A 24,283-nucleotide genomic window follows, 5' to 3' on the forward strand; every position below is an offset into this window, starting at 1 on the left:
ATGTGGGAGCGGGCTTGCCCGCGAAGGCGGCGTGTCAGTTTGCACATCAGTGCCTGATACACCGCTATCGCAGGCAAGCCAGCTCCCACACAAGCCAAACCGGCGTCCTGCCGCAAGTTCCTGATGTATGCAGATCCAAATGTGGGAGCGGGCTTGCCCGCGAAGGCGGCGTGTCAGTTTGCACATCAGTGCCTGATACACCGCTATCGCAGGCAAGCCAGCTCCCACACAAGCCAAACCGGCGTCCTGCCGCAAGTTCCTGATGTATGCAGATCCAAATGTGGGAGCGGGCTTGCCCGCGAAGGCGGCGTGTCAGTTTGCACATCAGTGCCTGATGCATCGCTATCGCAGGCAAGCCAGCTCCCACACAAGCCTGCTTCCAGATTTGAGTTGTGGTGATTTTAGAATGTGTATTCGGCGCCGGCACCGGCGTACCACGAGCGGCCGGGGGCGGCTTCGTAGTAGCGGTTGTTGCTGTCGCCGACGATCACCGAGCCGACGTACTGGCGGTCCAGCAGATTGTCCAGGCGCAGGGTCTGGTGGAAGGTCCAGTGCTCGACCTTCTGTTCGAAGCGGGCCCGCCAGTTGAAGACGCTATAAGCCGGAGCGGCACGTTCACTGTTGGTGTCTTCGACATAGACCTTGCTGCGGTACATGCCTTCGATCGCGGTGCTGACCCAGTCGCGGGGCTTCCAGTTGAGTTCGGCGAACAGGGTGGTTTGCGGCACGCCGGGCAGATAGTTGCCCTTCTCGATAGTCTTCGCGTTGTTGACGAAGTCGCTGTCGTAGGTGGCTTGCAGGCGGGTGTAGGCGAGGTTGGTGCTCCACTGTTCGCTGAGTTGGCTTTCGATGCCCAGTTCGAAGCCGCGGCGCAGGGTGCGGCCGGCGTTTTGGTAGCTGGTACGGCCCTGGAGCGATTGGCTGACCACCAGCTCATCTTCTGTGGTGATCTGGAATACCGCCGCGTTGATCCGTGTGTTGTTCAGCTGCGCCTTAAGGCCCATTTCATATTGAGTGCTTTCAGACGGTTTAAGGCCGAAGTTGAAGCCTTCGACGTTACCTGGCGCATAGGCCAATTCTGCCTGGGTCGGTGTTTCAAAACCTTTGCCGGCGCTGACATAGCCGTGCAGCTCGGGCGTGAAGGCGTACATCACGCTCATCGACGGCGTGTTTTTCTGATAGGTCTTATTGCCGCTGGAGTCGCCGTTGCTCAAGTATTGATCGTCAACGTCCAGCTCCATGGTGCTGTGGCGCACACCCGCTTGCAGGGTCCAGTCACCCAGGGCCCAGTTGGCCTGGATATACGGATCAAGGCTGCGCGCGGTATCGATTTCATCACGACGTAGCTGGCCTTTTACACCGAGGGTCGTGCCGCTGTAGTTCTGATAGCCATGCCGGCTGTCTTCGCTTTGATCGAAGTCCAGGCCGGTGATAATCATCAGCTCGCCCGGTGCACTCTCGATGGGCTGCATCCAGCGCACGCTGCCACCATAGAACTTGCGGTCAAATTGCACGACGCCGCCGCCACGCTCGTTGGCCGGTGTGCCTTTGGGAATCGACAAGTACTGAATCACACTCCGCCGCCCCGTATACGCATTCACCTGCAACGTCGCATCGCCGATATACCGCTCGTAATTCATCCCCAATTGCTGATGATCGATACTTTTGCGCGTGTTGTACGTCAGCGCACCGGCCGCCACCGAACGCGGGTCTGCCTTGTACGCGTCCCACGTCTGCCCCAACGGATCCTGCGTCCCGTTCTGCTCCAGGCTGCTGTAGATCAGCGCCAGCTTGCTGTCGTCATCCGGCTGGAAGTTGAGCTTGGCAAACGTCTGGTCGCGCCGTGCGCTGCTGTGGTCGCGGTAGCCGTCGGTGTCCATGCGCGAGGCGTCGAGCACGAAACCCGCGCCGTTGGCGGCGCCTTCGGCGGTCAGGTGGTTTTTGCTCATGCCGTCGCTGCCCACCAGGGTTTCGGCGCCGATGCGCGGCGGGCCTTCGCCGTCGCGGGAGAACATCTGGATCACGCCGCCCGCGTTGCTGCCGTAAAGGGTGGCCGCCGGGCCGCGCAGGACTTCGATGCGCTCGGCGGTGTCGAGGTTGAACGTGGCCGCCTGGCCCTGGCCGTCCGGGGTGCTGGCGGGGATGCCGTCGGCGATCAGCTTGAGGCCGCGCACGCCAAACGCCGAGCGGGCGCCGAAGCCACGGGAAGAGATTTGCAGGTCCTGGGCATAGTTCTGGCGGTTCTGCACCACCAGGCCGGGGACACGGGACAGCACTTCGGACGCATTGATACCGAGTTGGCCATCGCTGATCTGTTCGCGGCTGATGGCGTCCACCGAGTACGGCAGGTCAAACGTCGGGCTGGCGCTGCGCGAGCCGGTGATGACGCTGGGGTCGAGGACCAGCGGCATTTCGTCGCCCATCGCGAGGCTGCAAAAACCGAGCATGCCGGCAATAAAGGTGAAGTGAACGGGACCCACAATTTTCATCAGATAACCAGGTAAGGTGCGGCAAACGCGGGATTCTAGCGATTCTGTCACTGTTTAACGAATCCTCCGGCTGCGACTTTAGAACCGTGCTACCTGACGACACCCATCGCCTTGCAGCTTGCCGCTAACAGCTCCCCACTGCTTTTAAGCTATAATCCCGCCCTTTAGCTGTTTCTCGCCCAGGCGGGAAGCACACTTTTTCGCGGCGTAACCCGCCTGCATGCAGACTAAAAGAGGCTAGACCCCTGTGGCATTGACGATTCTTGGCCTGTCCGGCGCCCTTAGCCATGATCCTTCCGCAGCCTTGTATATCGACGGCAAGCTGATCGCGGCCGCCGAAGAAGAGCGCTTCGTACGCGACAAACATGCAAAGAACCGCATGCCCTACGAATCGGCGAAGTTCTGCCTGGAACAAGCCGGCATCAAGCCTTCCGACGTTGACGTAGTGGCGATCCCATTCGCCCCGATCAGCCTGTTCGGCGAGGCGCGCTGGCACTACGCCAAGCGTTACTGGTACGCCCCGGACCGCGCCCTTGACGCGATCCTGATGGGCAACCGGCGCTATAAGCGCTATCGCAACAAGATCGTCTGGTGCCTGGAGCAACTGGGCTTCGATCCGAAGAAAATCAAGATCGAACCGGTTGAACACCACCTGGCCCACGCTTCCAGCGCCTACCACTGCTCCGGCTTCCAGGAGAAAACCGCGATCCTCGGCATCGACGGTAAAGGTGAGTACGCCACCACGTTCTTCGGCTACGGCGAGAACGGCAAGATCCACAAGATCAAGGAATTCTACGACCCAGACTCCCTCGGCGGCCTGTACGGCGCGATCACCGAGTTCCTCGGTTTCGAGATGCTCGACGGCGAGTTCAAGGTCATGGGCATGGCGCCGTACGGCGACGCCAGCAAATACGATTTCTCGCGCCTGGCCTCGTTTGAAAATGGCGAGCTGGTGATCAACACCGACTACGCCAACGTCATCGGCCTGCGTCGCTACAAAGAAAAGGGCAAGGGGTTCTACTTCTCGCCAAAACTGATCGAGTGGCTGGGTCCCAAGCGCGAAGGCGACATCGCCGACGAGCCGTACATCCACTACGCCGCCAGCATGCAAGCGCTGTTCGAGAAGCTGGCCTTGCAGATGATCGACCACTACCTGGGCGACATCCTCAAGGACACCGGCAAGCTGGCCTTCGCCGGCGGTTGCGCGCTGAACGTGAAGCTGAACCAGAAGATCATTGCCCGCGACGACGTGAAAGAGCTGTTTGTGCAACCGGCGTCCGGCGATGCCGGTACTGCGGTGGGTGCAGCGGCCTACGTGTCCCACGCCCGTGGTGTGCCGGTGGAGAAGATGGAACACGTCTACCTCGGCCCGTCCTACAGCAACGAAGAAGTGATTGCCGCGTGCGCCAAGCACGAGAGCAAGCCGGTATGGCGCAAGATCGAGAACATGCCTAAGCGCATCGCCAAGATCATGGTCGACGGCAACCCGGTGGCCTGGTTCCAGGGCCGCATGGAGTTTGGTCCGCGTGCCTTGGGCGGTCGTTCGATCATCGGTTGCCCAAGCGCCACCGGCGTGGCTGACCGCATCAACCACCAGATCAAGTTCCGCGAGCGCTGGAGGCCTTTCTGCCCGTCGATGCTCGACACCGTGGCCCCGCAGATGATTAAGGTCGATCACCCGGCGCCGTTCATGACCTTCACCTTTGAAGTGTCGGAAGAGTGGAAGACCCGCGTGCCGGAAGTGGTCCATGAAGATGGCACCTCCCGCGCCCAGGTGCTCAAGCGCGAATACAACCCGCGCTACTACGACATGATGAAAGAGCTGGAAGTGCTGACCGGCAACGGCGTGTCGCTGAACACCTCGCTCAACCGTCGTGGCGAAGCGATGATCTGCTCGCCGAAAGACGCGCTGGACATGTTCTTCGGCTCCGACCTGCAGTACCTCATCATGGAAGACATCCTGGTGGTCAAGGATGGCGTGGACCCTTATGACACGCTCGGCTGATCGCCACGTCCTGCAGTTCTGCCACGGCTATGACGGGCCGTTCCTCGATTGTGCCCGTCAGTACGCCAGCCTGTTCGCGGGCAAGGGCTACAAGGTGACCACGGTGTTTCTCACCGGGGTCGCCGACCCTGAGGTCGCGGCCGGTTGCGCCTCCGATGAAGTGTTGTTCATGGAGTTCAGCTCCAAGGCCATTCGTGGCCTCAAGCTGGGCGCCATCGCCGAGCTGCGCAAGATCGCGGCCTCGCGCAATTTCAGTTTCTGCATCGCGCACCGCGCCAAGCCGATCTACGTCGCCTTGCTCGCCACGCGCTTGCAGGTGATTGGCGTGCACCACGCGTTTGGTGATTACCAGCGCCGTGGCCGCCGCCTGTTTGCGTCGATTTTCCGCAAGCGCTTGAGCTTGCTGGGTGTCTCCGACGCCGTGCGCGACGACATCCGCCGTTGCCTGCCGAGCTGGCCGGCGGCGCGTATCCAGACCTTGTACAACCGCATCGATGTCGAGGCCATGCAAGCATTGCAGGTCTCGAAGGATGAAGCGCGGGACGCCCTCGGGCTCTCGCCGGATGAATGGGTGGTCGGCAACGTCGGCCGCCTGCACCCGGACAAGGACCAGGCCACGCTGCTCAAGGGCTTCGCCCTGGCCTTGCCACAGTTGCCCGGCGAAAGCCGCCTGGCGATTCTCGGCACCGGTCGCCTGGAGCAGGACCTCAAGGAACTGGCCCGCGAGCTGGGGATTGCCGACAAGGTGCGGTTCCTCGGCCAAGTGCCGGATGCGCGCCGCTATTTCCGCGCCTTTGATGTGTTTGCCCTGAGCTCCGACCACGAACCCTTCGGCATGGTGCTGCTGGAAGCCATGGCCGCCGGCGTGCCGTTGCTGGCCACGGCCTGCGGCGGTGCCAAGGAGGTGGTCGAAGGCGTGGGCATCCTGTTCCCCTTCGGCGATGCCGAGCACCTGGCCCAAGGCCTGGGGCACCTGGCCGGGATGGATCAACAGCAGCAGCGCCAGTGCGCCGAGATGATGCTGGAGCGCCTGCACGCACGGTTCTCGGACCAGGCGGTGCGCGACGCTTTCTGGCAACTGCCACACGTTATTGAACTGACCGCGAGGGCTTGATGCTCAATCGATTCCAAGGCTGGCGCGAGCGTGGCTGGTCCGTCGTCGATGCACCTGCCTACAGCGAGGCCTGGCAGCGTTTTGGCGGCAGCGTCGCGACGCATCCGCACGTGATCGAGCGCCTGGCCGGGCTGGCGGATATTCCCGTGCGTTACCTGGCCTGGGAACAGGCCGGTGAACTCAAGGCGTGCATTGCCACGTGGGGGCGCGACCTGGCCTTGTCCAAGGACGTGCTCAAGCGCAGCGGCAAGAAGGGCCTGTTTGACCTGGGCAATGCCGAGATCATCCTGCCGGCCGCCGCCGATGCGCAGGCGCCGCTGCGCCAGCGTGCGCGTTACCTGTCGACGCTCAACGAAGGCCGCTTCAGCGGCCTCAAGCCCCAGGCCGAGCAGTTGGCCATGGCGCGTACCCCGGAAGAACTGTCGAAGAAGTTTCGCTACAACCAGCGCCGCGAACTGCGTTTGCTGGAAGAGGCGGGCGGCGTGGTGCGGCCGGTCAGCGAGTTTTCCAGCGCGGAGCTGGCGTCCATCTACTGCGACCTGTTCCTGCGCCGCTGGGGCTTTAAAGCCACGGGCGCCGAGCGTCTGGCAGAGGTGATCGAGTTGCTGCGCGAGTGGCTGATCGGCTCGGTGATCTTTCTCAACGATGCGCCCATCGCCATCCAGTTGGTGTACCGGGTCGAGTCGCCGGAGTGGATCAGCGTGGAGTACGTCAACGGCGGGGTCGACCCCGAAACCCGCGCCTTCAGCCCTGGCAGCGTGCTGAGTTTTCTCAATACCCAAAGCGCCTGGGAACAGGCCCGTGAAGTCGGCAAGCCGTTGCGGTTTTCCTTCGGTCGCGCCGACCGCGAATACAAGGACCGTTGGTGCAACCCTGTGCAGGTATTGTGCGTATGACCCGCAAGCAGCAATTGCTCAAGCGTCACCGGCGCAACAAGCGCACGGCGCTGATGGTCGGCGTGTTGCTGCTGGTGCTGGTGGGCATCCTGGTGGCCTGGTGGTTGCCGTTGCTGCTGGCGGTGCTGGCCTGGGTCGCCCACGAAGCCTGGTTTGCCGACCATCTGTTTTATGCGCCCAACGAAGACTATCAATACCGGTTCTCGGCGGATGCCGAGCTGGCGGGTGTGCGCCTGGAGAACGGGCGCTTGGTGCTGGATCAGCCCGTGGAGGCGGACACCACGCTGGTACTGGCGATCAAGGTCAAAAGCACCTGGCTGGGACGCTTTCTTGACCCAAGCATTGAGCTGGGTGACGACCGGCAAACCTTCGAACGTGGCGTCAACGGTGTGCGCTACCTGAACCTCAGCGGCTTGCCGTTGAGCGAGCTGCACCTGCGCGGTCGCCATTGCCGCCTGCTCGGCACGCCGCGCCTGTGGGCCTGGACCCACCCGGACTTTCGCCAGCAGCGCGTCATGGTGATCGCGCCCCACGCCGACGATGCCGAACTGGCCGCTTTCGGGCTGTACAGCCAGGCGGAAAAACCCTGGATCGTCACCCTCACGGCGGGCGAAATCGAAGCCGAGCACTACCAGCAGATGGGCCTGGACGCGGTGGAAGCCGCGCGTATCAAAGGCCGCCTGCGTGCCTGGGACAGCATTGCCGTGCCGCTGTGGGCCGGTGTGCCGCAGGCGCATTGTGTGCAACTGGGCTACTTCTGCCTGCAATTGCAGGCGATGCAGGCCGCGCCGGACTTGCCGTTTGCCTCCCGTGAAGCCGAGCTGACGGACGTGCGCCCGTTTCGCCAATTCAACCCGTTCCCGCTGCCCGCGGACAGCGACGGCCTGCCGACCTGGAACAACCTGTTGGCCGATCTGCGCCAAGTGTTGTTGATGGCGCGCCCGGAAGTCATCGTGCTGCCGTACTCGGCGCTGGACCCGCACCCTGACCACATCTGTGCGCAGAGTGCCGTCATGGAAGCCCTGCAAGGTCTGGAGTGGCAGCCGACCACCATCCTCGGCTACGCCAACCACCTGCATGACAACGACCGCTGGCCCATGGGCGATGCGGGCCACGGCATTGCCTTGCCGCCGTTGTTCGATGCAACCCAGGCACTGCACCCGTGCAGCCTGCCACTGACATTGGCGCAGCAGCGTGACAAGGCCATGGCGCTGGGCATGATGCACGATCTGCAACCGGCGCCGCCCTTCAAGCGACGCGTGCGGCGCCTGTTGCAACGTTTATTGGCCGGGCGCGCGCGCTCGCCTTATGGGGAGAACGAGTTCTTCCGCAAGGCCGTGCGGCGGCATGAATTGTTCTGGCGTTTGTGACCTGTGAAAGGAAGAACATGAAAGTTTTATTGCTGGTGCAGAAAGAACAGCGCGCCATCCTTGATCGTCTCTACGAAGGCATTGCCGAGCACTGCGACTGCGATACCCGCTGGTTGAGCAGCGCCGAGCAGCGCAACCTGCGCGGTTACTTTCGCCGTGAAGTGGATGTGACCCAGTACGACCGCATCATCTTCTTCCTGCGCTTCAAGCAGGAGATCCGCCAGGCCGGGTTTATCCGCACGATCCCCAACCTGGTGATCCTCGAACACGATGCCTACCAGAATTACATCCCCTGCAAGTACACCGGAAAATTCAGCGCGCATTACCGCCGCTTGCCGTGGGCGCGGGTTATCAGCTCGGGTTTTATGGTGTCTCAGCGTTTGCGTGAGGAAGGCTTTGACGCGGTGTTCGTGCCCAAGGGTTACGACCAGGCGCTGTTGCAGCCGCAGGAACGTGAGCGCGACATCGAGCTGGCGTTTGTCGGCAGCACCAACAGCGTAGCCTACAGTGGGCGCAAGGCGTTGCTTGATGAGCTGGCGCAGGTCGAGCCCCTGGTGGTGACGCGCACCAAGTCCGGTGAGGAGTACTGCGCGACCCTCAATCGGATTCGTTTTTTTGTCAGTGCCGATGTGGGCATGGGCGAATACATGATTAAGAATTTCGAGGCCATGGCCTGTGGCTGCGTGCTGCTGGCGTTTGACCAGGGCGCGGCGGAAAACCAGGCCCTGGGTTTCGAAGACAAGGTCAACGTGGTGTTCTATAAAGACATCCCACAGTTGCAGGAAAAGCTCGCCGAGTTGCGCGCCAATCCGCAGTTGGCGGCGCAGATTGCGCGTAACGGCCAGGACCTGGCCGTCAGCCAGTTCAGCTTTGCGCGTATCGGCCAACGCATTGTCGAAGCGCTGGAACCGCCGTTGCGGCCGCGTGCACCCTTGAGTCTGCTGGAAAAGTTGCGCCTGAAGCTGGGCGTGTAACATCCGTCGGGTCGTTGAATGCGGCCATTTATTGTTGGTGCCCACGTGCGATTTTCCGAACAGAGCGACATCACCCTTGTTGTGACCAGCTGCGGTCGCTTTGACCTGTTGAAGCGCACGCTTGAGAGCTTCGACGCCTTCAATACGGCGGATATCCGCGAGGTCTTCATCACTGAGGATTCCGGTGATGATGCGGTGCGCCAGTCCGTTCCCGCCCATTGGCAGGATCATTGCACTTTCTTCGTCAATCGCCCGAAGCTGGGGCAGTTGGCGTCCATCGACCTGGCTTACACTTCGGTGACGACACCCTATATTTTCCACTGTGAAGATGACTGGGAGTTCTATCGCCCGGGGTTTGTCGAGGACTCCAAGACAGTGCTGGAGCTACGCCCGGATATTCTCCAGGTGTGGCTGCGCAACTTTGTCTATGACTTGCAGGTGCACAGCCCTTATATCCGCCTGGGGCCGCGTGAGCTGATCGGTGCGGTGCCGTGTTACCCGCTGATTTCCGACAAGCCGGAATGGCAGGCGTTTTCCCTGAACCCCGGTTTGCGACGTATCAAGGAATACCGCTTGTGCGCGCCGTATGCAGGGTTTGAAGGGGAGAAGGGCTTGTCGCGACGGTACGCCGAGCTGAACCTGATGGCCGTGACCCTTGAGGGCGACGCGGTGCTGCACACGGGCTTCGGGTTGCATGTCTCGACATCGGCCGAGCGCTTGAACAAGGCCCGACGCAAGCGACGCGAGCGGATCAAGCTGGTCGCGGTGCTGCTGCTGGGCATCGCGACCGGCTGGTTGCTCGGTTGAAACACGAACACGCCTCCAGAACGTCCGCAGAAGGTCCGTATTTTTCAATGAGCATCCTCAACATCATGTGGGCTGGTGGTACTGCATTCGCTTCCGTGCAGAAGGTTCATCAGCAAGTGCTTGGCAGTGTCGATTGCGGCGCAACCGTCCATACCTGGTTGCTCCAGGGTGGTGCGCAAGCCGGCGACGGGGCGCTGGAGTGGAACCTCTCGTCTGCCCAGCTCAAGGGGCGGCACTTCTGGAAGCTGCTGGTGCCGCGCATGCAGGCGCGTTTCCGCCGGGCGCTGCCTGAGGACGTGAAGGTTGTGCTGCTCGATGGCATCGGCGTGGCGCGGGTGCTGCTGCCGGTGCTCAAAAACCTGCCCGAGGTGCGCGCCGTGGTGCTGTTCCATGGCATGACGCGTACGCGCAGCTCGGATCGCCGGCTGTTCGAACAGTTCGCCGAATCCCGGCTGACGGTGGCGGCGGTGTCGCAGACCCTGGCCGACTCACTCCAGCGTGACTTGCAGCGGCCGGTGGCGGTGCTGCGCAGCGCCTTCGACCCCGGTGTCTTTCGCGCGGCCATGCTTGCCCGTGAGCAAGCGCGTGCCCAGCTGGGCCTGGCGCTGGACAATGCGCCGGTGTTGGGTGCCGTTGGCCGGTTGGTGGGCAGCAAGGGCTTCTCGTGTCTGCTGGAGGCGTTTGCCGGGGTCATCACGCAGCGCGCCGATGCGCGCCTGGTAATCGTTGGCGAAGGCTCGGCGCGGGCGGATCTGGAAGCGCAGATCGAACGTCTGGGCTTGCGTGGCAAGGTCTTCATGCCCGGGCACCTGGCCGAAGCGGCCACCCTGTACCGCGCGTTTGACTGGGTGGCAATACCCTCGTCGGCGGAGGGCTTGGGGCTGATTGTGCAAGAAGCGGTGATGGCTGGCGTGCCGGTATTGACCAGTGAGCTGGCGGTGTTTCGCGAGCAATTGGCGGACGCGGGCTGGTATGCGCCGTCTGACGATGTAGACGCCTGGGCCCACCTGCTGGAGCAGGCGTTCGCGGCGGGCCCTGAGGCGGCGGCGCAGGCTCAGTTGCAGGCGCTTGCGCCGGAGCAGGCCTGGCAGGACTTTACGGCCACGGCCCGGCGCTTGCTGTCACCCCGCTAGCAAGGCGTGTTCAAGCGCTTGCATCGGAAAGCGCTCGTTCAGCTTCTCGCGTGCAATATAGCGGGCGAAGTGTTGCAGGTTGCGCCTGACCAGCGCCGGGCTCAGCGGCGCACGCAGGAAACGCAGGTCGGCCACGTCGATCAGGCCCATCTGGTTGTCCGGCGTCACGACGATGTTGCCCAGGTGCAGGGAGCGGAAGTAGATCCCGGCCGTGTGCAGCCGACGAATCAGCGCCACCAGTGGTTCCAGGTTCTGCTCCCAGTCGAAGCCTTCCTTGTTGGCGATCTGGCGCAAGGTCTCGCCCGGCAGGGGCCGGTACAACACAGCCGTCATGCCCGGTGCATCGAGTTGGAAGCTGTCGAGCACGGTGAGGGTGGGAATGCCGCGTTTTTGCAGCCCGATCGCGTTGTCGATGAAACGCTTGGAGTACGGGCGAAACAATGCGGAAGAAAAAAACCGTTTGCGGCGAAACAGTTTAAGGATGTTCCCGTCCGCCAGAAGGTAGACTTTGGGGCCGTAGCTGTCCTTCTCCAGGATTTTGGCGCCGGCAATCATCGTATTTAAAGTGGCTTGGGGAAGCCTTGAGCATTGCATCGTCGAAAAGCCTTGTGGAAGTCGCGGGCACAGTGATCGGTAATGATGCCGAAAGTTTTGGGTTTTAACCATGCCGGGTTGGCAGGTTGACCGTATTAGGAGCGGGTGATGCAAGCAAGTCGTTGGGCGCGGGGATGGATGAGTCTGGGGTTGCTGTGGTTTTTACTGGCGATCACCTTTGCGCCGACCAATAAGATTTATCAACAAGGGCTGACGCTGTTCCTGTGGCTGCCTGCCATGGTCTTTGCCTGGTCTGCCCGTGAGCAGCTCAAGGAAGTCTGGCGTGCCCAGCGCTGGGTCTGCGTGGCGCTTGGGTTGCTGGCTGCCTGGGGCTTGATAAGCCTGTTCTGGACAAATGCCGAGGATGGCTCCCGTGAAGCCAAGCGCTTGCTCTATATCGGCGTGTTCCTGCTGTTCTTCCCGGTGTTTGTCCAAGGCCGGACCGAGCAGGTGATTCGCCTGATGCAGTGGGGTGGCTTTGGCCTGGCGCTGTCGTCGCTGTTGGCGATGATTAAGTTCTATGGCCTTGACGGCAACGTCTGGTACGCCCGTCTTGAGGGGTTGGGGCAGTTGTCGCACCCGATCCTCGGCGCCTATGTCATTGGCCTGGCAGCCGTGTGGATGTTGCACTGGGTACCGCGTGGCCGCTGGATGCAAGTGGCCTGCCTGGTGGCGGTCGGCTTGCTCGGCCTGTTTGTGGTGGCGAGCCAGAGCCGTGGCGCCGCACTGGCCCTGCTGTTGAGCGTGGTGGCGATGCCGCTGTGGTGCCGCGACCGGCGCAGCAGCCTGATCGCGATCGCGGCGACGGTGGCGGCAATCGTGGTGTTTGTGTCCATGCAGTCGCTGATGCTGTCCCGCGGCGCATCGTTCCGCCCACAGATTTTCATGGCGGCGATGCAGATGATTGGCGAGCGTCCGTGGACCGGCCTGGGCCTGGGCGGTGATTACTTCCTGATGTGGGATAACCACCGTTTCGACCATTCCCATAACCTGTTCACCCACGTGACCATCGAACTGGGCCTGCCGGGCTTGTTGCTGTGGTGCGCGGTGTGGTTTGGCGTGCTGTGGCAAGCCTGGAAGGTGCGCGACACCCATTACGGCAAAGGCATCATCGGCATGTGGGTGTTTTCCACCCTGGCGATGCAATTCGATGCGGCAAGCCTCACCGGTACACCGCGGGCCGAATGGTTCATCACCTGGCTGCCGGTGGCGCTGGCCAGTGTTTTGGTCTGGGCTCGGGCCAAACCCGATGCTTGTGATAAAGTTGCCGCCCTACCTAATCAGTGAGCTCGACAATGAGTGACGCACCGCCCAAAGCGGAACAGGAATCCAGCCTGAAAATCTATTTCAGGCTGCTGGGCTATGTGAAACCCTACATCGGCATGTTCCTGGTGAGCATCGTCGGTTTCGTGATTTTCGCGTCCACCCAGCCCATGCTGGCCGGGATCCTCAAATACTTCGTTGACGGCCTGAGCAACCCGGACGTGGTGTTTTTCCCCAGCGTGCCGTACCTCAAGGACCTGAAACTGCTGATGGCCGTGCCGCTGCTGATCGTATTGATCGCCGCGTGGCAGGGCCTCGGCTCGTTCCTGGGGAACTACTACCTGGCCAAGGTCTCCCTGGGCCTGGTCCACGACCTGCGGGTGCAGTTGTTCAACAAGCTGCTGGTACTGCCCAATCGTTATTTCGATACCCACAGTTCCGGTCACCTGATCTCGCGCATCACCTTCAACGTGACCATGGTCACCGGTGCCGCCACGGATGCGATCAAGGTCGTGATCCGTGAAGGCCTGACGGTGGTGTTCCTGTTCGGCTACCTGCTGTGGATGAACTGGAAACTGACCCTGGTGATGCTGGCGATCCTGCCGATCATTGCCATGATGGTCGGCAGCACCAGCAAGAAATTCCGCAAGCAGAGCAAGAAAATCCAGGTGGCGATGGGTGATGTGACCCACGTGGCCTCGGAGACGATCCAGGGTTATCGCGTGGTGCGCAGCTTCGGCGGGGAAACCTACGAAGAGCAGCGCTTTGCCAAGGCGAGCATGAGCAACACCGAAAAACAGATGCGCATGACCAAGACCGGTGCGGTCTACACGCCCATGCTGCAACTGGTGATCTACACCGCGATGGCGGCGCTGATGTTCCTGGTGCTGTTCCTGCGTGGCGATGCGACAGCTGGCGACCTGGTGGCCTACATCACCGCGGCGGGCCTGTTGCCCAAGCCGATCCGCCAGTTGTCGGAAGTCAGCTCGACCATCCAGAAGGGCGTCGCCGGTGCCGAGAGCATCTTCGAGCAATTGGATGTCGAGCCTGAAGTGGACACCGGCACCGTCGAGAAAGAGCGGGTCAGCGGTCGTCTGGACGTGCGCAACCTGAGCTTTACCTACCCCGGCACCGAGCGCGAAGTGCTGAAGAACATCAGCTTCACCGCTGCGCCAGGCCAGATGGTCGCGCTGGTCGGGCGTTCGGGCAGTGGCAAGTCCACGCTCGCCGCGCTGATTCCGCGTTTCTATCACCACGAGACCGGCGAGATCCTCCTCGACGACGTGGAAATCGAGGACTATCGCCTGCGTAACCTGCGCCGCCACGTGGCCCAGGTGACCCAGCACGTGACCCTGTTCAATGACACCGTGGCCAACAACATTGCCTACGGCGACCTGGCCAGCGCGCCGCGTGAAGATGTCGAGAAAGCGGCGCGGGATGCCTACGCCATGGACTTCATCGCCGAGCTGCCCAAGGGCCTCGACACCGAAGTCGGTGAAAACGGCGTGCTGCTTTCCGGTGGCCAGCGCCAGCGTCTGGCGATTGCCCGTGCGCTGCTGAAAAACGCCCCGCTGCTGATCCTCGATGAAGCCACGTCGGCGCTGGACACCGAGTCCGAACGGCATATCCAGGCCGCGCTGGACAAGGTCATGAAGGGGCGCACCACCTTGGTGATCGCGCACCGCCTGTCCACGATCGAGAAAGCCGACCTGATTCTGGTCATGGATCACGGCGAAATTGTCGAGCGCGGTACACACCTTGAGCTGCTGGCGATGGGGGGCTACTACTCCCGCCTGCACGCCATGGGGCTGGATGAGCCGGCAACGGCCAACATCACCTGACAAGACGGGGCGCGCAATGCGCCCCGTTTTTGTATCAAGCCCCTTACAGGCTTGACCAAAGCCAAATAATTCACCGCCTGTCGTTTGTTATGTTGGCCTTCTCGATTCGAATGACGAACGAGAGGGCTAACCTTCTTGCGTGGGTAATGGAATGTTGCAACGTCTGTTCTGGAAACTGCTGCCCAAACAGCAGCGGGCTTTTTTGCTGGGGCGTTTGTCGGTGGTGGATCGGCAGGCGGTCAACAAGTCCATGTCGGCACTGACCGTCCTTCCGCCCGCCTTTGTCAAACATGCCTGTGTGTTCATTCATGTGCCTAAATGCGCCGGCAGCAGTGTCTGCTCGGCGCTGCTGGACGGGCGCTGGCCGGGGCATTTGCCGTACCACTGGTATGAGCAGCAATTCCCCGGGCATTGCGCCGATAGCTTCAAGTTCGCCTTCGTACGTGACCCGCTGGAACGCGCCTACTCGGCGTACACCTATCTGCGCGGCAACAGCATGGGCAGCCGGGATCGCGAGGCCCAGGCGTTGGTGTGCAGCTATCGCGACTTTGATCATTTCGTCGCCGGCTGGCTGCACCCGGACAACCTGCGCCGGCAACTGCACTTTGCCCCGCAGACGGACTTTCTGGTGGATCACCTGGGGCGTATGTCCATGGATTTTCTTGGGCGCCAGGAGCACTTGCAGCGGGATTTTCGTCGCGTGTGCGAACACCTTGGGCTGAATACCGCGCTGCCCCATCTCAATGTTTCCCTTGAGCGCCGCAGCGAGCCGGTCAGGGACTTCTGTTCCTCGCGCACGCGCCGTTTGGTCAGGCGTGCCTATCAGCGCGATTACGAGGTCTTGGGCTATGAATAATTCGTCGCTCTCCAGCGCCGTTGCCGACGTGCGCCCCTTCGCCCTGTCGCTGACGGTGGCCGCCCGCGCCGCGCTCAAGCACCAGCAACCGTGTTGCCTGTGGTTGACGGGGTTGTCGGGGTCGGGCAAGTCGACCCTGGCCAATGCGCTGGAAGTGCAACTCAACGAGCTGGGCCGACACACCTTTGTGCTCGATGGCGACAACGTGCGCGCCGGGCTGTGCAGCGACCTGGGCATGGGCGCGGTGGCGCGCAAGGAAAACATCCGGCGCATCGGCGAGGTGGCGCGGCTGATGGTGGACGCGGGGCTGATCGTGATCGTGTCGGCGATCTCGCCGTTCAGCGCCGACCGCGAGACGGCGCGGGCGCTGTTCGGGCCGGGGCAGTTTTTCGAGGTGTATGTCAGCACGCCGCTGGCGATCTGTGTGCGTCGCGATCCCAAGGGCCTGTATCGGGCGGCGCTGGATGGGCGCATCAAGGACTTCACCGGGCTCGACAGCCCCTATGAAGCCCCCCGGCAAGCCGACTGCGAAATCAACACCGACGAGGTCGAACTGGCCGCAGCCGTGGCGCACATCCTGGCGGTTCTGTTTAAAAAGTGAGCAGTTGCGCGGCCGGATGTCTTACAGATAAAGCTCTCGGACAAGGCGGCGCTCACCCTGTGCTAATATCGCGCCCCTGTTCATTTTGTATGTGGGTTGCTCCATGAAGTTGTCCATGCCGCGATTCGATCAAGCCCCTGTCTTGGTGGTCGGCGATGTCATGCTCGACCGTTACTGGCATGGTGGTACCTCACGGATTTCCCCTGAGGCGCCGGTACCGGTAGTCAAGGTCGAGCAAATCGAAGACCGCCCAGGCGGCGCTGCCAACGTTGCCCTCAATATTGCCGCCCTCGGCGCACCGGCCTCCCTGGTCGGCGTGACCGGCGACGACGAAGCCGCCGACAGCCTGGCCAACAGCCTGCGCGGTGCCGGCGTGCGCGCGCTGTTCCAGCGCATCGCCCATCAGCCGACCATCGTCAAGCTGCGGGTCATGAGCCGTCACCAGCAATTGCTGCGGATCGATTTTGAAGAACCCTTCGCCACCGACGCCCTGGCCCTCAGTGGTCAGGTCGATGAGTTGCTCGAAGGCATCAAGGTGCTGGTGTTGTCCGACTACGGCAAAGGCGCCTTGAAGAACCATCAGGCGCTGATCCAGGCTGCCAAGGCCAAAGGCATTCCGGTGCTGGCCGACCCCAAGGGCAAGGACTTCTCGATTTATCGTGGCGCCAGCCTGATTACGCCGAACCTCAGCGAGTTCGAAGCCATTGTCGGCGGTTGCGCCGATGAGCACGAGCTGGTGAGCAAAGGCGCGGCATTGATGGCCGACCTCGACCTCGGCGCCTTGCTGGTGACCCGTGGCGAGCACGGCATGACCCTGTTGCGCCCGGATCATCCGGCGATGCACCTGCCGGCCCGTGCCCGTGAAGTGTTCGACGTCACCGGCGCCGGTGACACGGTGATTTCCACCCTGGCCGCCTCGATTGCGGCCGGCGAAGAATTGCCCCACGCCGTGGCCCTGGCCAACCTGGCAGCGGGCATCGTGGTGGGCAAGTTGGGCACCGCCGCCATCAGCGCGCCGGAACTGCGCCGCGCGATCCAGCGTTCCGAAGGCTCGGAGCGCGGCGTGCTGGGGATCGAGCAATTGCTCCTGGCGATTGACGATGCCCGTGCCCACAACGAAAGCATTGTGTTCACCAACGGCTGCTTCGACATCCTGCATGCCGGCCACGTGACGTACCTGGAACAGGCGCGCGCCCAAGGCGATCGCCTGATCGTGGCGGTCAACGACGACGCTTCGGTCAGCCGCCTGAAAGGTCCTGGCCGGCCGATCAACAGCGTTGATCGGCGCATGGCCGTGCTGGCTGGCCTGGGCGCAGTGGACTGGGTAATCAGCTTCGCCGAAGGCACCCCGGAAAACCTGCTGGCCCAGGTCAAGCCCGACGTGCTGGTCAAGGGCGGCGACTACTCCGTCGACCAAGTGGTCGGTGCCGACATCGTCAGCGCCTACGGCGGCACGGTCAAAGTGCTGGGGTTGGTTGAAAACAGCTCGACCACGGCCATCGTCGAGAAGATCCGCAACAATGAGTAAGTGTGTCCTGATTACCGGTGGTGCGGGCTTTATCGGCTCGCACCTGGTCGATGCATTGTTGGCCAAGGGCTACGGTGTGCGCGTGTTGGACAACCTGTCCACCGGCAAGCGCAGCAACCTGGCGTTGGACAACCCGCGTGTCGAATTGCTGGAAGGCGATGTGGCCGACGCCGAGCTGGTGGCACGTGCCGCTGTCGGCACGGCGGCGGTGGTGCATCTGGCGGCGGTGGCGTCGGTGCAGGCGTCGGTGGATGATCCGGTCGGCACGCACCAGAGCAATTTTGTCGGCACCCTGAATGTGTGCGAAGCGATGCGCAAGGCGGGCGTGAAGCGCGTGGTCTTCGCCTCCAGTGCGGCGGTGTACGGCAACAACGGCGAGGGCGCTTCGATTGACGAAGAGACCACCAAGGCGCCGTTGACGCCCTATGCGTCGGACAAGCTGGCCGGCGAACACTACTTTGATTTCTACCGCCGCCAGCATGGCCTGGAACCGGTGATTTTCCGCTTCTTCAATATCTTCGGCCCGCGCCAGGACCCGTCCTCGCCGTATTCCGGGGTTATCAGCATCTTCAGCGAGCGCGTGCAGCAGGGCGTGCCGATTGCCGTGTTTGGCGACGGCGAGCAGACCCGTGACTTCATGTACGTGGAAGACCTGGTCGACGTGCTGGTGCAGGCCATTGAAGCGCCGGACGCGCCGTTGGGTGCGATCAATGTGGGCTGGAACCGCACCACGACGCTCAAGCAGGTGTTGCAGGCGCTGGAAGAGATTGTCGGCAAGTTGCCGGCGGTGACTTACGGGCCGGCGCGTTCTGGGGATATTCGCCACTCGCGGGCGAACAATCAGCGGTTGTTGGCGAGCTTCAAGTTGCCTGAGCCGACCCCGCTGAAGGTTGGCCTGGAACGCTTGCTCAAAGGCTGACGCAATTACAAATGTGGGAGCGGGCTTGTGTGGGAGCTGGCTTGCCTGCGATGGCATCGCCTCGGTCTATCTGACACACCGAGGTGTCTGCATCGCAGGCAAGCCAGCTCCCACATAAGCCCGCTCCACAGTCGACTTTCATCAGGCCTTGGCTTTCTTCTTCGGCGTTATCTTGCGCAGCACCCGCTGTGCCAGGCGCTTCAGCTTCGACTCCTTCTCCGGCTCCGCCAAGCCCTGCTGGCGCAGCCAATCCTTCCAGCGAATCCGCTCATCGCGCACCAGCCAGCCTTCCTGCTGGGCGAAGCTCTCCGCCAGGTACAAGCCCCGCGTACTGGCCGGGTACAGCTGGTCTTTCTTCACGGTGTACAACTCGGCCAGCGGCTGGCCGTCTTTCAACGGCATCAGGTACAGGTCCGGGCGCTGGCGGTCGAGGCGTGCCACCAACTGGTCGCCTTCGAGGCGTTCGTCCACATGGAACAAGCTCAGGGACTTGGCTTCCTTCGGCACTTCCAGGCGCAAGTCATAGATCAGTTGCAGCGATGCGGTGGGCAGGTGCACGTAGGCCCGTGGCCGTTCGATCAATTGGGTGGTGGCGCAGCGCACCGGGCGCGCGGCGCCGGATAGCGGGCTGAGGCGAAACGGCAGGGCTTCGCGGTAATGCAGCGCGGCGGAGTAGGGCGCCGGCAGCCAGGTGTCGTTGAAACGTCCGCCAAGCCAGCCTTCGGGTGTCTCCAGCAGGCATTCTTCGGCAATTTCCTGGATCGCGGTGTGCAGCGGCAGGTTCAGCTCGTGGGCCGGTACATAGCCGGAGATCAGCTTGAGCACCACGTCGCCACGGTCCTGGCGGCGCTGGCGCACCAGCACCCAGTAATCCTTGTTTTGCCAATGCAGGGTCAGGCGCACCGACACGCCGAGGTTCGCCAGTTCCAGCACGAAACGCTCGGGGTCGGCCACCTCCACCGGCTTGCGCCGTTGCAGGGTCTGGGCGAAGTTGAGCGGCATGCCGACGCTCTGGTAGTTCAGGCCTTCGGGGGTGGCTTCGACGTGCAGCGGCAGTGTCTTGAAGTTGCTGGGGTTTTTTCTAATGAGCGTGCGCGGCATGTCGGCTCCTTCTTGCGACGGGGTCGGCCGCGTCGGCGGCATCAGAGTTGACGGATGACCCGGGCAGCGGTCGCCACGTTATGGGCCAGGTGCAGCGGATTGATGGTCCCGACAATAGCACTGGCAACGCCGGTTTGCGCAAACAACAGCATGAAACTGGCGTGTATTGGATCCATTCCAGGTTCGAGGCAAACGTGACCACTGGCCAGGGCCTTCTTCACCAGGATGCCCTTGCCATGGGCCGCCGCATAATCAATGACGGCTTTCTCGGCCTGTTCGTTCAAATTGTAGGTGACCATCGCGCAATCACCCTGTTCCAGAGCCTTCACGCCACCTTCGACGGTCTTGCCGGAAAAGCCGAAACCGCGAATCTTGCCTTCCTGTTTCAGCTCGGCCAGGGTCTGGTAGACCTCGCACTCGTTGAGGATGTGCAGGTCGTTGCCGTCGGAATGCACCAGCACCAGGTCGATAAAATCCGTTTCCAGTCGTTTCAAGCTGCGCTCAATCGACAGGCGCGTGTGGGCCGCGCTGAAGTCGTGGCGGGACACACCCTTGTCGAACTCTTCGCCGACCTTGCTGACAATCACCCAGTCCTGGCGCTGGCCGCGCAACAGCGGGCCCAGGCGCTCCTCGCTCATGCCATAGGCCGGCGCGGTGTCGATCAGGTTGATGCCCAGCTCGCGGGCCTGGCGCAGCAGCATGCGTGCGGCCTCGTCATCGGGGATCTGGAAGCCATTGGGGTACTTCACCCCTTGGTCACGGCCCAGCTTGACGGTGCCCAGGCCCAGCGGCGAAACCAGCAGGCCGGTGCTGCCCAAAGGGCGGTGCAAATCGTGCAGGGTTGGCAGGCTCATGGCAGCAGTTGCTCCCAGGCAGGTACGCCGATGGCGGGTTTTGGCAGCTCGGGAAACGGCTCGCTTGCGCTTGGGCGGATGCCGTCGCGTTCGAGGGCGTTGATTACTCGATCGGCGAAGTCCGGCGCCAAGGCCAGCTTGGTTGGCCAGCCGACCAACAGGCGACCGTCCTCAAACACAAAGGCGTTGTCGGGGCGGCTCAGGCCGGTTTGCAGGGGCTCGGCGCGGTCGACGCGCAGCGTGGCCCATTGGGTTTGGCTCATGTCGATCCACGGCAGCAACTGCGCCAGCTCTTGCTGGGCAGTGGCGATCTGCTCTTCGGGCGTACGCGCCACGCCATCGGCCTCGGCAATATCGCCGCCCATGTACCACACCCAGTTGCCATCGGCAGCCGGGTGCGTGGTGACGGTGATGCGTGGCTTGGTGCCGCCGCCCAGGCAGTGGGCGTACAGCGGCTTCAGGCCGGGGCCTTTGGCGAGGATCATGTGCAGCGGGCGTTTTTGCATCGCCGGCTTGCTCAGGCCCAGGGCGGTCAGCAAGTCCGCCGTGCCGGCGCCGGCGCTCAACACGATGCGTTGGGCGCGGATCGCGCGGCCATCGACCGTCAAGCCCACCAGCTTGTTGCCTTCCAGCAGCGGGGCGATGTGCTGCCCGGCGAGCAGGCCGTCGCCGGCCAATTGCGCGAGACGTTCGATCAGGCTTGGCACGTCCACCACCAGCTCGGCCAGGCGATAGACCTTGCCCTTGAAGCGGCGGTCTTGCAGGGCCGGCGGCAGGTCGTCGCCCTTGACCTGATCGACACGCCCGCGCACGGCCTTGCTGGCGAAGAAGCTGGTGAGGTTGCCGGCGAGGGTGCCGGGGGACCACAGGTAATGGGCTTCGGACAACAGGCGCACACCCGTCAGGTCCAGCTCACCGTTGCCCGCCAAGGCTTCGCGCCAGCGGCGTGGCATGTCGGCGATGGCTTCGGAGGCGCCGGTGAGGGCGCCGTGCAGGGCGTATTTCGCACCGCCGTGAATGATCCCCTGGGACTTCACGCTTTGCCCGCCACCCAAGGTGGCGCTTTCCACCAACACCGTGGAAAACCCCTGGCGGCGCAGGCGCGCATTCAGCCAGAGGCCGGCAACCCCGGCGCCGACAATCAGAACGTCGGTGGAAATAACGGATGGCATGGGCGACCTCAGTGTTCAAGACAAGAGGCGCAGTATACAGGCTGTTGCGTGGCGGTCAGTGCCCGGCGGTTTTCGAGAACAACTGGATCACCACCACACCCAGCACAATCAGGCCCATGCCAAGCATCGCCGGCAGGTCGAGTTTCTGCCCATAGATAAACAGCGCGGCGATGCTCACCATCACGATGCCCATCCCGGCCCACACCGCGTAGGCCACGCCCACCGGCACGGTGCGCACCACCAGGGTCAGCATCCAGAACGCGACGCCGTAGCCGACGATCACCAGCGCCAGTGGAATCGGCGTGCTCCAGCCCTTGATGGCTTTCATGGAAACGGTGGCGATCACTTCCGAGCAGATGGCGATAGCCAAGTAGTAGTAGGCAGGGTTCATGGGGTAATCCTCGGTGTGAAGCGCTTTTGATAAGGTCGGCATTTTAGGGCTTTATCAGATGGGGTAAAGTCATTACCTATCCGAATCAGAGATGGGTTGAGCCATGAGCGTGCAGTGGAACCTGGAACAGATGCGCCTGTTTGTCAGCGTCGCCGAGCAGCGTTCGTTTTCGGCGGTGGCGCGCGGGCAGCGCAAGGCGCAGTCGGCGGTGAGCAATGGCATTGCGCTACTGGAAGCCGATTTGGGCGTGAGCCTGTTCGAGCGTAGCAGTGGCCGCCAGCCACGCTTGACCGCAGCCGGCACGGTGTTGCTGGAGGAAGCGCGGGAAGTGCTGCGCCAATGCGAGCGCCTCAACGGCCGGGCGCTGTCGCTGATGCGCGGCGAAGAAGCCTGCCTGCGGCTGGCCCAGGATGAGGCGATGCTGTATCAGCCGGTGCTCGACAGCCTGGATGCCCTGGCCGGGCAATTTCCCAATCTGGAAGTGCAGATTTCCAGCGCCGCCCAAGGCGATGTCGCACGCAAGCTGGTGGAGCGCAAGGCCGACCTGGGCATGTTGTTCTACCACGATCAAATCCCCGAAGCGTTGGAGCGGCGGGTGGTGGGCAGTGTGGAAATGGTCACCGTGTGCGGGCGCAATCACCCGCTGGCCCGACAAAAAACCGTGGATTGCCAGGGCCTGGCGCAGTACCGCCAGTTGCTGATGTCGACCCAGACCAGTGTCTACCCCGGCAGCGAGGCCGCCAGCCCGCAGGTGTGGCGGGCGGACAGCTTCTACGTGCTGGCCGAATGGCTGACCCGTGGCTTGGGTTGGGCCTGGTTGCCGCGGCATGTGGTGCAGTACCCGACCTATCAAAACCAGATGGTCGAACTCGACAGCGAATGGACCCCGCCGGCGCTGGTGGTGGAGCTGGTGTGGCGGCGCGACGAACCCCTCGGCCCGGCCGCGCGTTTTCTGGCGGAACGTTTTGCCGAGTGCCTACGCGCGATTGACTGAAAAAGCCGATAAACTCCGCCGCCATGAATAGAACTCTCTACAGCTGTCTGTTTTACCTGGCGCTGCCGTTGGTGGCTTTACGTCTGTGGCTGCGCGCGCGCAAGGCGCCGGCCTATGCCAAGCGGGTCAGCGAGCGCTTCTCGTATGGCTTGCCAGTGTTGCAGCCGGGCGGGATCTGGGTGCACGCGGTGTCGGTGGGCGAGAGCATCGCCGCCGCGCCCATGGTGCGCGGGTTGCTGGAGCGTTATCCGACGCTGCCGATCACCGTCACCTGCATGACGCCCACCGGTTCCGAGCGGATTCAGGCGTTGTTCGCCAATGAGCCGCGCATCCAGCACTGCTATCTACCCTACGACTTGCCGTGCGCGGCCAGGCGCTTTCTTGATCGCGTGCAGCCGAAACTGGCCGTGATTATGGAGACCGAACTGTGGCCCAACCATATCCATGCCTGCGCCCAGCGCGGGATTCCCGTGGCATTGGCCAATGGGCGGTTGTCGGCACGCTCGGCCAAGGGCTACGGGCGTTTTGCCAAGCTGACGGCGCCGATGCTGGCTGAAATGAGCCTGCTCGCGGTGCAGACCGAGACTGAAGCCGAGCGTTTCCGCAGCCTGGGCGCGCGTGCTGAAACCGTCGACGTTACCGGCTCGATCAAGTTCGACCTGACCATCGACCCCGAACTGCCACGGCGCGCCGCCGCGTTGCGTGCGCAATGGGGCGCCACCGAGCGCCCGGTGTGGATCGCGGCCAGCACCCATGAAGGCGAAGACGAAGTGGTGCTGGCGGCCCATCGCCAGTTGCTCGACAGCTATCCGAATGCGCTGCTGATCCTGGTGCCGCGCCACCAGGAGCGTTTCGGGCCGATGTTCGAGCTGTGTGGGCAGCAGGGGTTCGCCACGGTGCGCCGCTCCACGGGCGAGCCGGTCACTGCGCAAACGTCGGTGCTGCTCGGCGACACCATGGGCGAATTGCTGTTTCTGTATGCCTTGGCCGACAGCGCCTTTGTCGGCGGCAGCCTGGTGGCGACCGGCGGGCACAATCCACTGGAACCGGCGGCGTTGGCAAAACCGGTGATAATGGGGCCGCACGTGTTCAACTTCCTCGAAATCACCGCGATGATGCGGGATGCCGGGGCGTTGCGGCAGGTGGATGATGCGCAAGGGTTGGCTGAGGCTGTGCGCCAATTGTTCGAGCTGCCGCAGGATGCGCGCAGGATGGGGCAGGCGGGTTTGACAGTGATGCAAGCTAATCAGGGCGCTCTCAAACGCTTGCTGGATAGCCTGGGCAAACTCATCACCCACTGACAACAGAGGTCAAATGTGGGAGCGGGCTTGCTCGCGAAAGCGGTGTGTCAGTCACCACATGTATTGGCTGATCTACCGCA

21 protein-coding genes are annotated in these 24,283 nt (G+C 62.7%); 15 read left to right on the forward strand and 6 right to left on the reverse strand.

Features of this window, described 5'->3' with window-relative positions; all coding sequences use genetic code 11:
• Window positions 1-401: 401 nt before the first annotated feature.
• Window positions 402-2,447 carry a TonB-dependent receptor gene (locus NUV89_RS12450; RefSeq protein WP_257781569.1) on the reverse strand — a complete coding sequence of 682 codons (2,046 nt, stop codon included), beginning with the start codon at window positions 2,445-2,447 and terminating at the stop codon, window positions 402-404.
• Window positions 2,448-2,736: 289 nt separating this feature from the next.
• Here NUV89_RS12450 and NUV89_RS12455 point away from each other — a divergent pair, with 289 nt between their 5' ends.
• From NUV89_RS12455 to NUV89_RS12485, 7 genes are read left to right on the forward strand one after another with little or no spacing between them, the layout of a single operon-like run.
• The gene (locus NUV89_RS12455) at window positions 2,737-4,494 is read left to right on the forward strand and encodes a carbamoyltransferase (RefSeq protein ID WP_257781554.1); all 1,758 of its coding nucleotides are present in this window, start codon (window positions 2,737-2,739) and stop codon (window positions 4,492-4,494) included.
• Window positions 4,478-5,608 (forward strand): glycosyltransferase, encoded by a 1,131-nt coding sequence (locus NUV89_RS12460; protein ID WP_257781570.1) that lies wholly within the window; start codon window positions 4,478-4,480, stop codon window positions 5,606-5,608. The genes NUV89_RS12455 and NUV89_RS12460 overlap by 17 nt, the downstream gene beginning before the upstream one ends.
• The gene (locus NUV89_RS12465; RefSeq protein ID WP_257781555.1) at window positions 5,608-6,504 is read left to right on the forward strand and encodes an antimicrobial resistance protein Mig-14; all 897 of its coding nucleotides are present in this window, start codon (window positions 5,608-5,610) and stop codon (window positions 6,502-6,504) included. Before NUV89_RS12460 ends, NUV89_RS12465 begins: the two co-directional genes overlap by 1 nt.
• Window positions 6,501-7,874, forward strand: coding sequence for a PIG-L deacetylase family protein (locus tag NUV89_RS12470; RefSeq protein WP_257781556.1), 1,374 nt, complete (start codon window positions 6,501-6,503; stop codon window positions 7,872-7,874). Before NUV89_RS12465 ends, NUV89_RS12470 begins: the two co-directional genes overlap by 4 nt.
• Window positions 7,875-7,891: 17 nt before the next feature.
• Complete coding sequence (locus NUV89_RS12475) at window positions 7,892-8,848, forward strand: glycosyltransferase (RefSeq protein WP_257781557.1); 957 nt, start codon at window positions 7,892-7,894, stop codon at window positions 8,846-8,848.
• A gap of 45 nt (window positions 8,849-8,893) precedes the next feature.
• Window positions 8,894-9,655 carry a glycosyltransferase family 2 protein gene (locus NUV89_RS12480; protein ID WP_257781558.1) on the forward strand — a complete coding sequence of 254 codons (762 nt, stop codon included), beginning with the start codon at window positions 8,894-8,896 and terminating at the stop codon, window positions 9,653-9,655.
• A gap of 47 nt (window positions 9,656-9,702) precedes the next feature.
• The gene (locus NUV89_RS12485) at window positions 9,703-10,788 is read left to right on the forward strand and encodes a glycosyltransferase (protein WP_257781559.1); all 1,086 of its coding nucleotides are present in this window, start codon (window positions 9,703-9,705) and stop codon (window positions 10,786-10,788) included.
• On the opposite strand, the gene NUV89_RS12490 is transcribed toward NUV89_RS12485, so the two are convergent.
• The gene (locus tag NUV89_RS12490) at window positions 10,777-11,343 is read right to left on the reverse strand and encodes a toluene tolerance protein (protein WP_257781560.1); all 567 of its coding nucleotides are present in this window, start codon (window positions 11,341-11,343) and stop codon (window positions 10,777-10,779) included. The genes NUV89_RS12485 and NUV89_RS12490 overlap by 12 nt on opposite strands.
• 147 nt (window positions 11,344-11,490) lie before the next feature.
• On the opposite strand from NUV89_RS12490, the gene NUV89_RS12495 reads away from it, so the two are divergent.
• The 6 genes from NUV89_RS12495 (at window position 11,491) to NUV89_RS12520 (ending at window position 18,390) form a co-directional block, all read left to right on the forward strand.
• Complete coding sequence (locus tag NUV89_RS12495) at window positions 11,491-12,669, forward strand: O-antigen ligase family protein (protein ID WP_257781561.1); 1,179 nt, start codon at window positions 11,491-11,493, stop codon at window positions 12,667-12,669.
• Between the two features lie 8 nt (window positions 12,670-12,677).
• A complete protein-coding gene (gene msbA / locus NUV89_RS12500; RefSeq protein ID WP_017734920.1) occupies window positions 12,678-14,486 on the forward strand; it encodes a lipid A export permease/ATP-binding protein MsbA in 1,809 nt (602 codons plus the stop codon).
• A gap of 151 nt (window positions 14,487-14,637) precedes the next feature.
• Window positions 14,638-15,342: a sulfotransferase family protein gene (locus tag NUV89_RS12505; protein ID WP_257781562.1), complete on the forward strand. Its 705-nt coding sequence runs from the start codon at window positions 14,638-14,640 to the stop codon at window positions 15,340-15,342.
• Window positions 15,335-15,943 carry an adenylyl-sulfate kinase gene (cysC, locus tag NUV89_RS12510; RefSeq protein WP_257781563.1) on the forward strand — a complete coding sequence of 203 codons (609 nt, stop codon included), beginning with the start codon at window positions 15,335-15,337 and terminating at the stop codon, window positions 15,941-15,943. The genes NUV89_RS12505 and cysC overlap by 8 nt, the downstream gene beginning before the upstream one ends.
• Window positions 15,944-16,046: 103 nt before the next feature.
• The gene (hldE, locus tag NUV89_RS12515; protein ID WP_026136549.1) at window positions 16,047-17,471 is read left to right on the forward strand and encodes a bifunctional D-glycero-beta-D-manno-heptose-7-phosphate kinase/D-glycero-beta-D-manno-heptose 1-phosphate adenylyltransferase HldE; all 1,425 of its coding nucleotides are present in this window, start codon (window positions 16,047-16,049) and stop codon (window positions 17,469-17,471) included.
• Entirely contained in the window at window positions 17,464-18,390 is a 927-nt protein-coding gene (locus tag NUV89_RS12520; protein ID WP_257781564.1) for an NAD-dependent epimerase/dehydratase family protein, read from the forward strand. The genes hldE and NUV89_RS12520 overlap by 8 nt, the downstream gene beginning before the upstream one ends.
• Before the next feature lie 141 nt (window positions 18,391-18,531).
• Here the strand turns inward: NUV89_RS12520 and NUV89_RS12525 are convergent, their stop codons facing one another.
• The 4 genes from NUV89_RS12525 to NUV89_RS12540 are packed head-to-tail and all read right to left on the reverse strand — an operon-like array spanning window position 18,532 to window position 21,908.
• Complete coding sequence (locus NUV89_RS12525; protein WP_257781565.1) at window positions 18,532-19,491, reverse strand: metal ABC transporter ATPase; 960 nt, start codon at window positions 19,489-19,491, stop codon at window positions 18,532-18,534.
• Between the two features lie 41 nt (window positions 19,492-19,532).
• Window positions 19,533-20,345 carry an aldo/keto reductase gene (locus tag NUV89_RS12530; protein WP_257781566.1) on the reverse strand — a complete coding sequence of 271 codons (813 nt, stop codon included), beginning with the start codon at window positions 20,343-20,345 and terminating at the stop codon, window positions 19,533-19,535.
• Window positions 20,342-21,517, reverse strand: a complete 1,176-nt coding sequence (locus tag NUV89_RS12535; RefSeq protein WP_257781567.1) for an FAD-binding oxidoreductase — start codon at window positions 21,515-21,517, stop codon at window positions 20,342-20,344. The genes NUV89_RS12530 and NUV89_RS12535 overlap by 4 nt, the downstream gene beginning before the upstream one ends.
• Window positions 21,518-21,572: 55 nt before the next feature.
• On the reverse strand, window positions 21,573-21,908 hold the full coding sequence (locus tag NUV89_RS12540) for a multidrug efflux SMR transporter (RefSeq protein ID WP_017734929.1): 336 nt from the start codon (window positions 21,906-21,908) through the stop codon (window positions 21,573-21,575).
• 103 nt (window positions 21,909-22,011) lie between these two features.
• On the opposite strand from NUV89_RS12540, the gene NUV89_RS12545 reads away from it, so the two are divergent.
• Window positions 22,012-22,902 carry a LysR family transcriptional regulator gene (locus NUV89_RS12545; protein WP_124525528.1) on the forward strand — a complete coding sequence of 297 codons (891 nt, stop codon included), beginning with the start codon at window positions 22,012-22,014 and terminating at the stop codon, window positions 22,900-22,902.
• Window positions 22,903-22,925: 23 nt separating this feature from the next.
• Entirely contained in the window at window positions 22,926-24,203 is a 1,278-nt protein-coding gene (waaA, locus tag NUV89_RS12550) for a lipid IV(A) 3-deoxy-D-manno-octulosonic acid transferase (protein WP_257781568.1), read from the forward strand.
• Window positions 24,204-24,283: the final 80 nt, after the last annotated feature.

The organism is Pseudomonas sp. 18.1.10, from assembly GCF_024655625.1.
Lineage (GTDB): Bacteria > Pseudomonadota > Gammaproteobacteria > Pseudomonadales > Pseudomonadaceae > Aquipseudomonas.

Bases quoted from the DNA above. Each gene is read 5' to 3' on its own strand.
- NUV89_RS12450 (WP_257781569.1), bottom strand. From the start codon at position 2,447: ATGCTCGGTTTTTGCAGCCTCGCGATGGGCGACGAAATGCCGCTGGTC.
- NUV89_RS12460 (WP_257781570.1), top strand. From the start codon at position 4,478: ATGACACGCTCGGCTGATCGCCACGTCCTGCAGTTCTGCCACGGCTAT.
- NUV89_RS12465 (WP_257781555.1), top strand. From the start codon at position 5,608: ATGCTCAATCGATTCCAAGGCTGGCGCGAGCGTGGCTGGTCCGTCGTC.
- NUV89_RS12470 (WP_257781556.1), top strand. From the start codon at position 6,501: ATGACCCGCAAGCAGCAATTGCTCAAGCGTCACCGGCGCAACAAGCGC.
- NUV89_RS12475 (WP_257781557.1), top strand. From the start codon at position 7,892: ATGAAAGTTTTATTGCTGGTGCAGAAAGAACAGCGCGCCATCCTTGAT.
- NUV89_RS12485 (WP_257781559.1), top strand. From the start codon at position 9,703: ATGAGCATCCTCAACATCATGTGGGCTGGTGGTACTGCATTCGCTTCC.
- NUV89_RS12490 (WP_257781560.1), bottom strand. From the start codon at position 11,343: ATGATTGCCGGCGCCAAAATCCTGGAGAAGGACAGCTACGGCCCCAAA.
- NUV89_RS12495 (WP_257781561.1), top strand. From the start codon at position 11,491: ATGCAAGCAAGTCGTTGGGCGCGGGGATGGATGAGTCTGGGGTTGCTG.
- msbA (WP_017734920.1), top strand. From the start codon at position 12,678: ATGAGTGACGCACCGCCCAAAGCGGAACAGGAATCCAGCCTGAAAATC.
- NUV89_RS12505 (WP_257781562.1), top strand. From the start codon at position 14,638: ATGTTGCAACGTCTGTTCTGGAAACTGCTGCCCAAACAGCAGCGGGCT.
- cysC (WP_257781563.1), top strand. From the start codon at position 15,335: ATGAATAATTCGTCGCTCTCCAGCGCCGTTGCCGACGTGCGCCCCTTC.
- hldE (WP_026136549.1), top strand. From the start codon at position 16,047: ATGAAGTTGTCCATGCCGCGATTCGATCAAGCCCCTGTCTTGGTGGTC.
- NUV89_RS12520 (WP_257781564.1), top strand. From the start codon at position 17,464: ATGAGTAAGTGTGTCCTGATTACCGGTGGTGCGGGCTTTATCGGCTCG.
- NUV89_RS12525 (WP_257781565.1), bottom strand. From the start codon at position 19,491: ATGCCGCGCACGCTCATTAGAAAAAACCCCAGCAACTTCAAGACACTG.
- NUV89_RS12530 (WP_257781566.1), bottom strand. From the start codon at position 20,345: ATGAGCCTGCCAACCCTGCACGATTTGCACCGCCCTTTGGGCAGCACC.
- NUV89_RS12535 (WP_257781567.1), bottom strand. From the start codon at position 21,517: ATGCCATCCGTTATTTCCACCGACGTTCTGATTGTCGGCGCCGGGGTT.
- NUV89_RS12540 (WP_017734929.1), bottom strand. From the start codon at position 21,908: ATGAACCCTGCCTACTACTACTTGGCTATCGCCATCTGCTCGGAAGTG.
- NUV89_RS12545 (WP_124525528.1), top strand. From the start codon at position 22,012: ATGAGCGTGCAGTGGAACCTGGAACAGATGCGCCTGTTTGTCAGCGTC.
- waaA (WP_257781568.1), top strand. From the start codon at position 22,926: ATGAATAGAACTCTCTACAGCTGTCTGTTTTACCTGGCGCTGCCGTTG.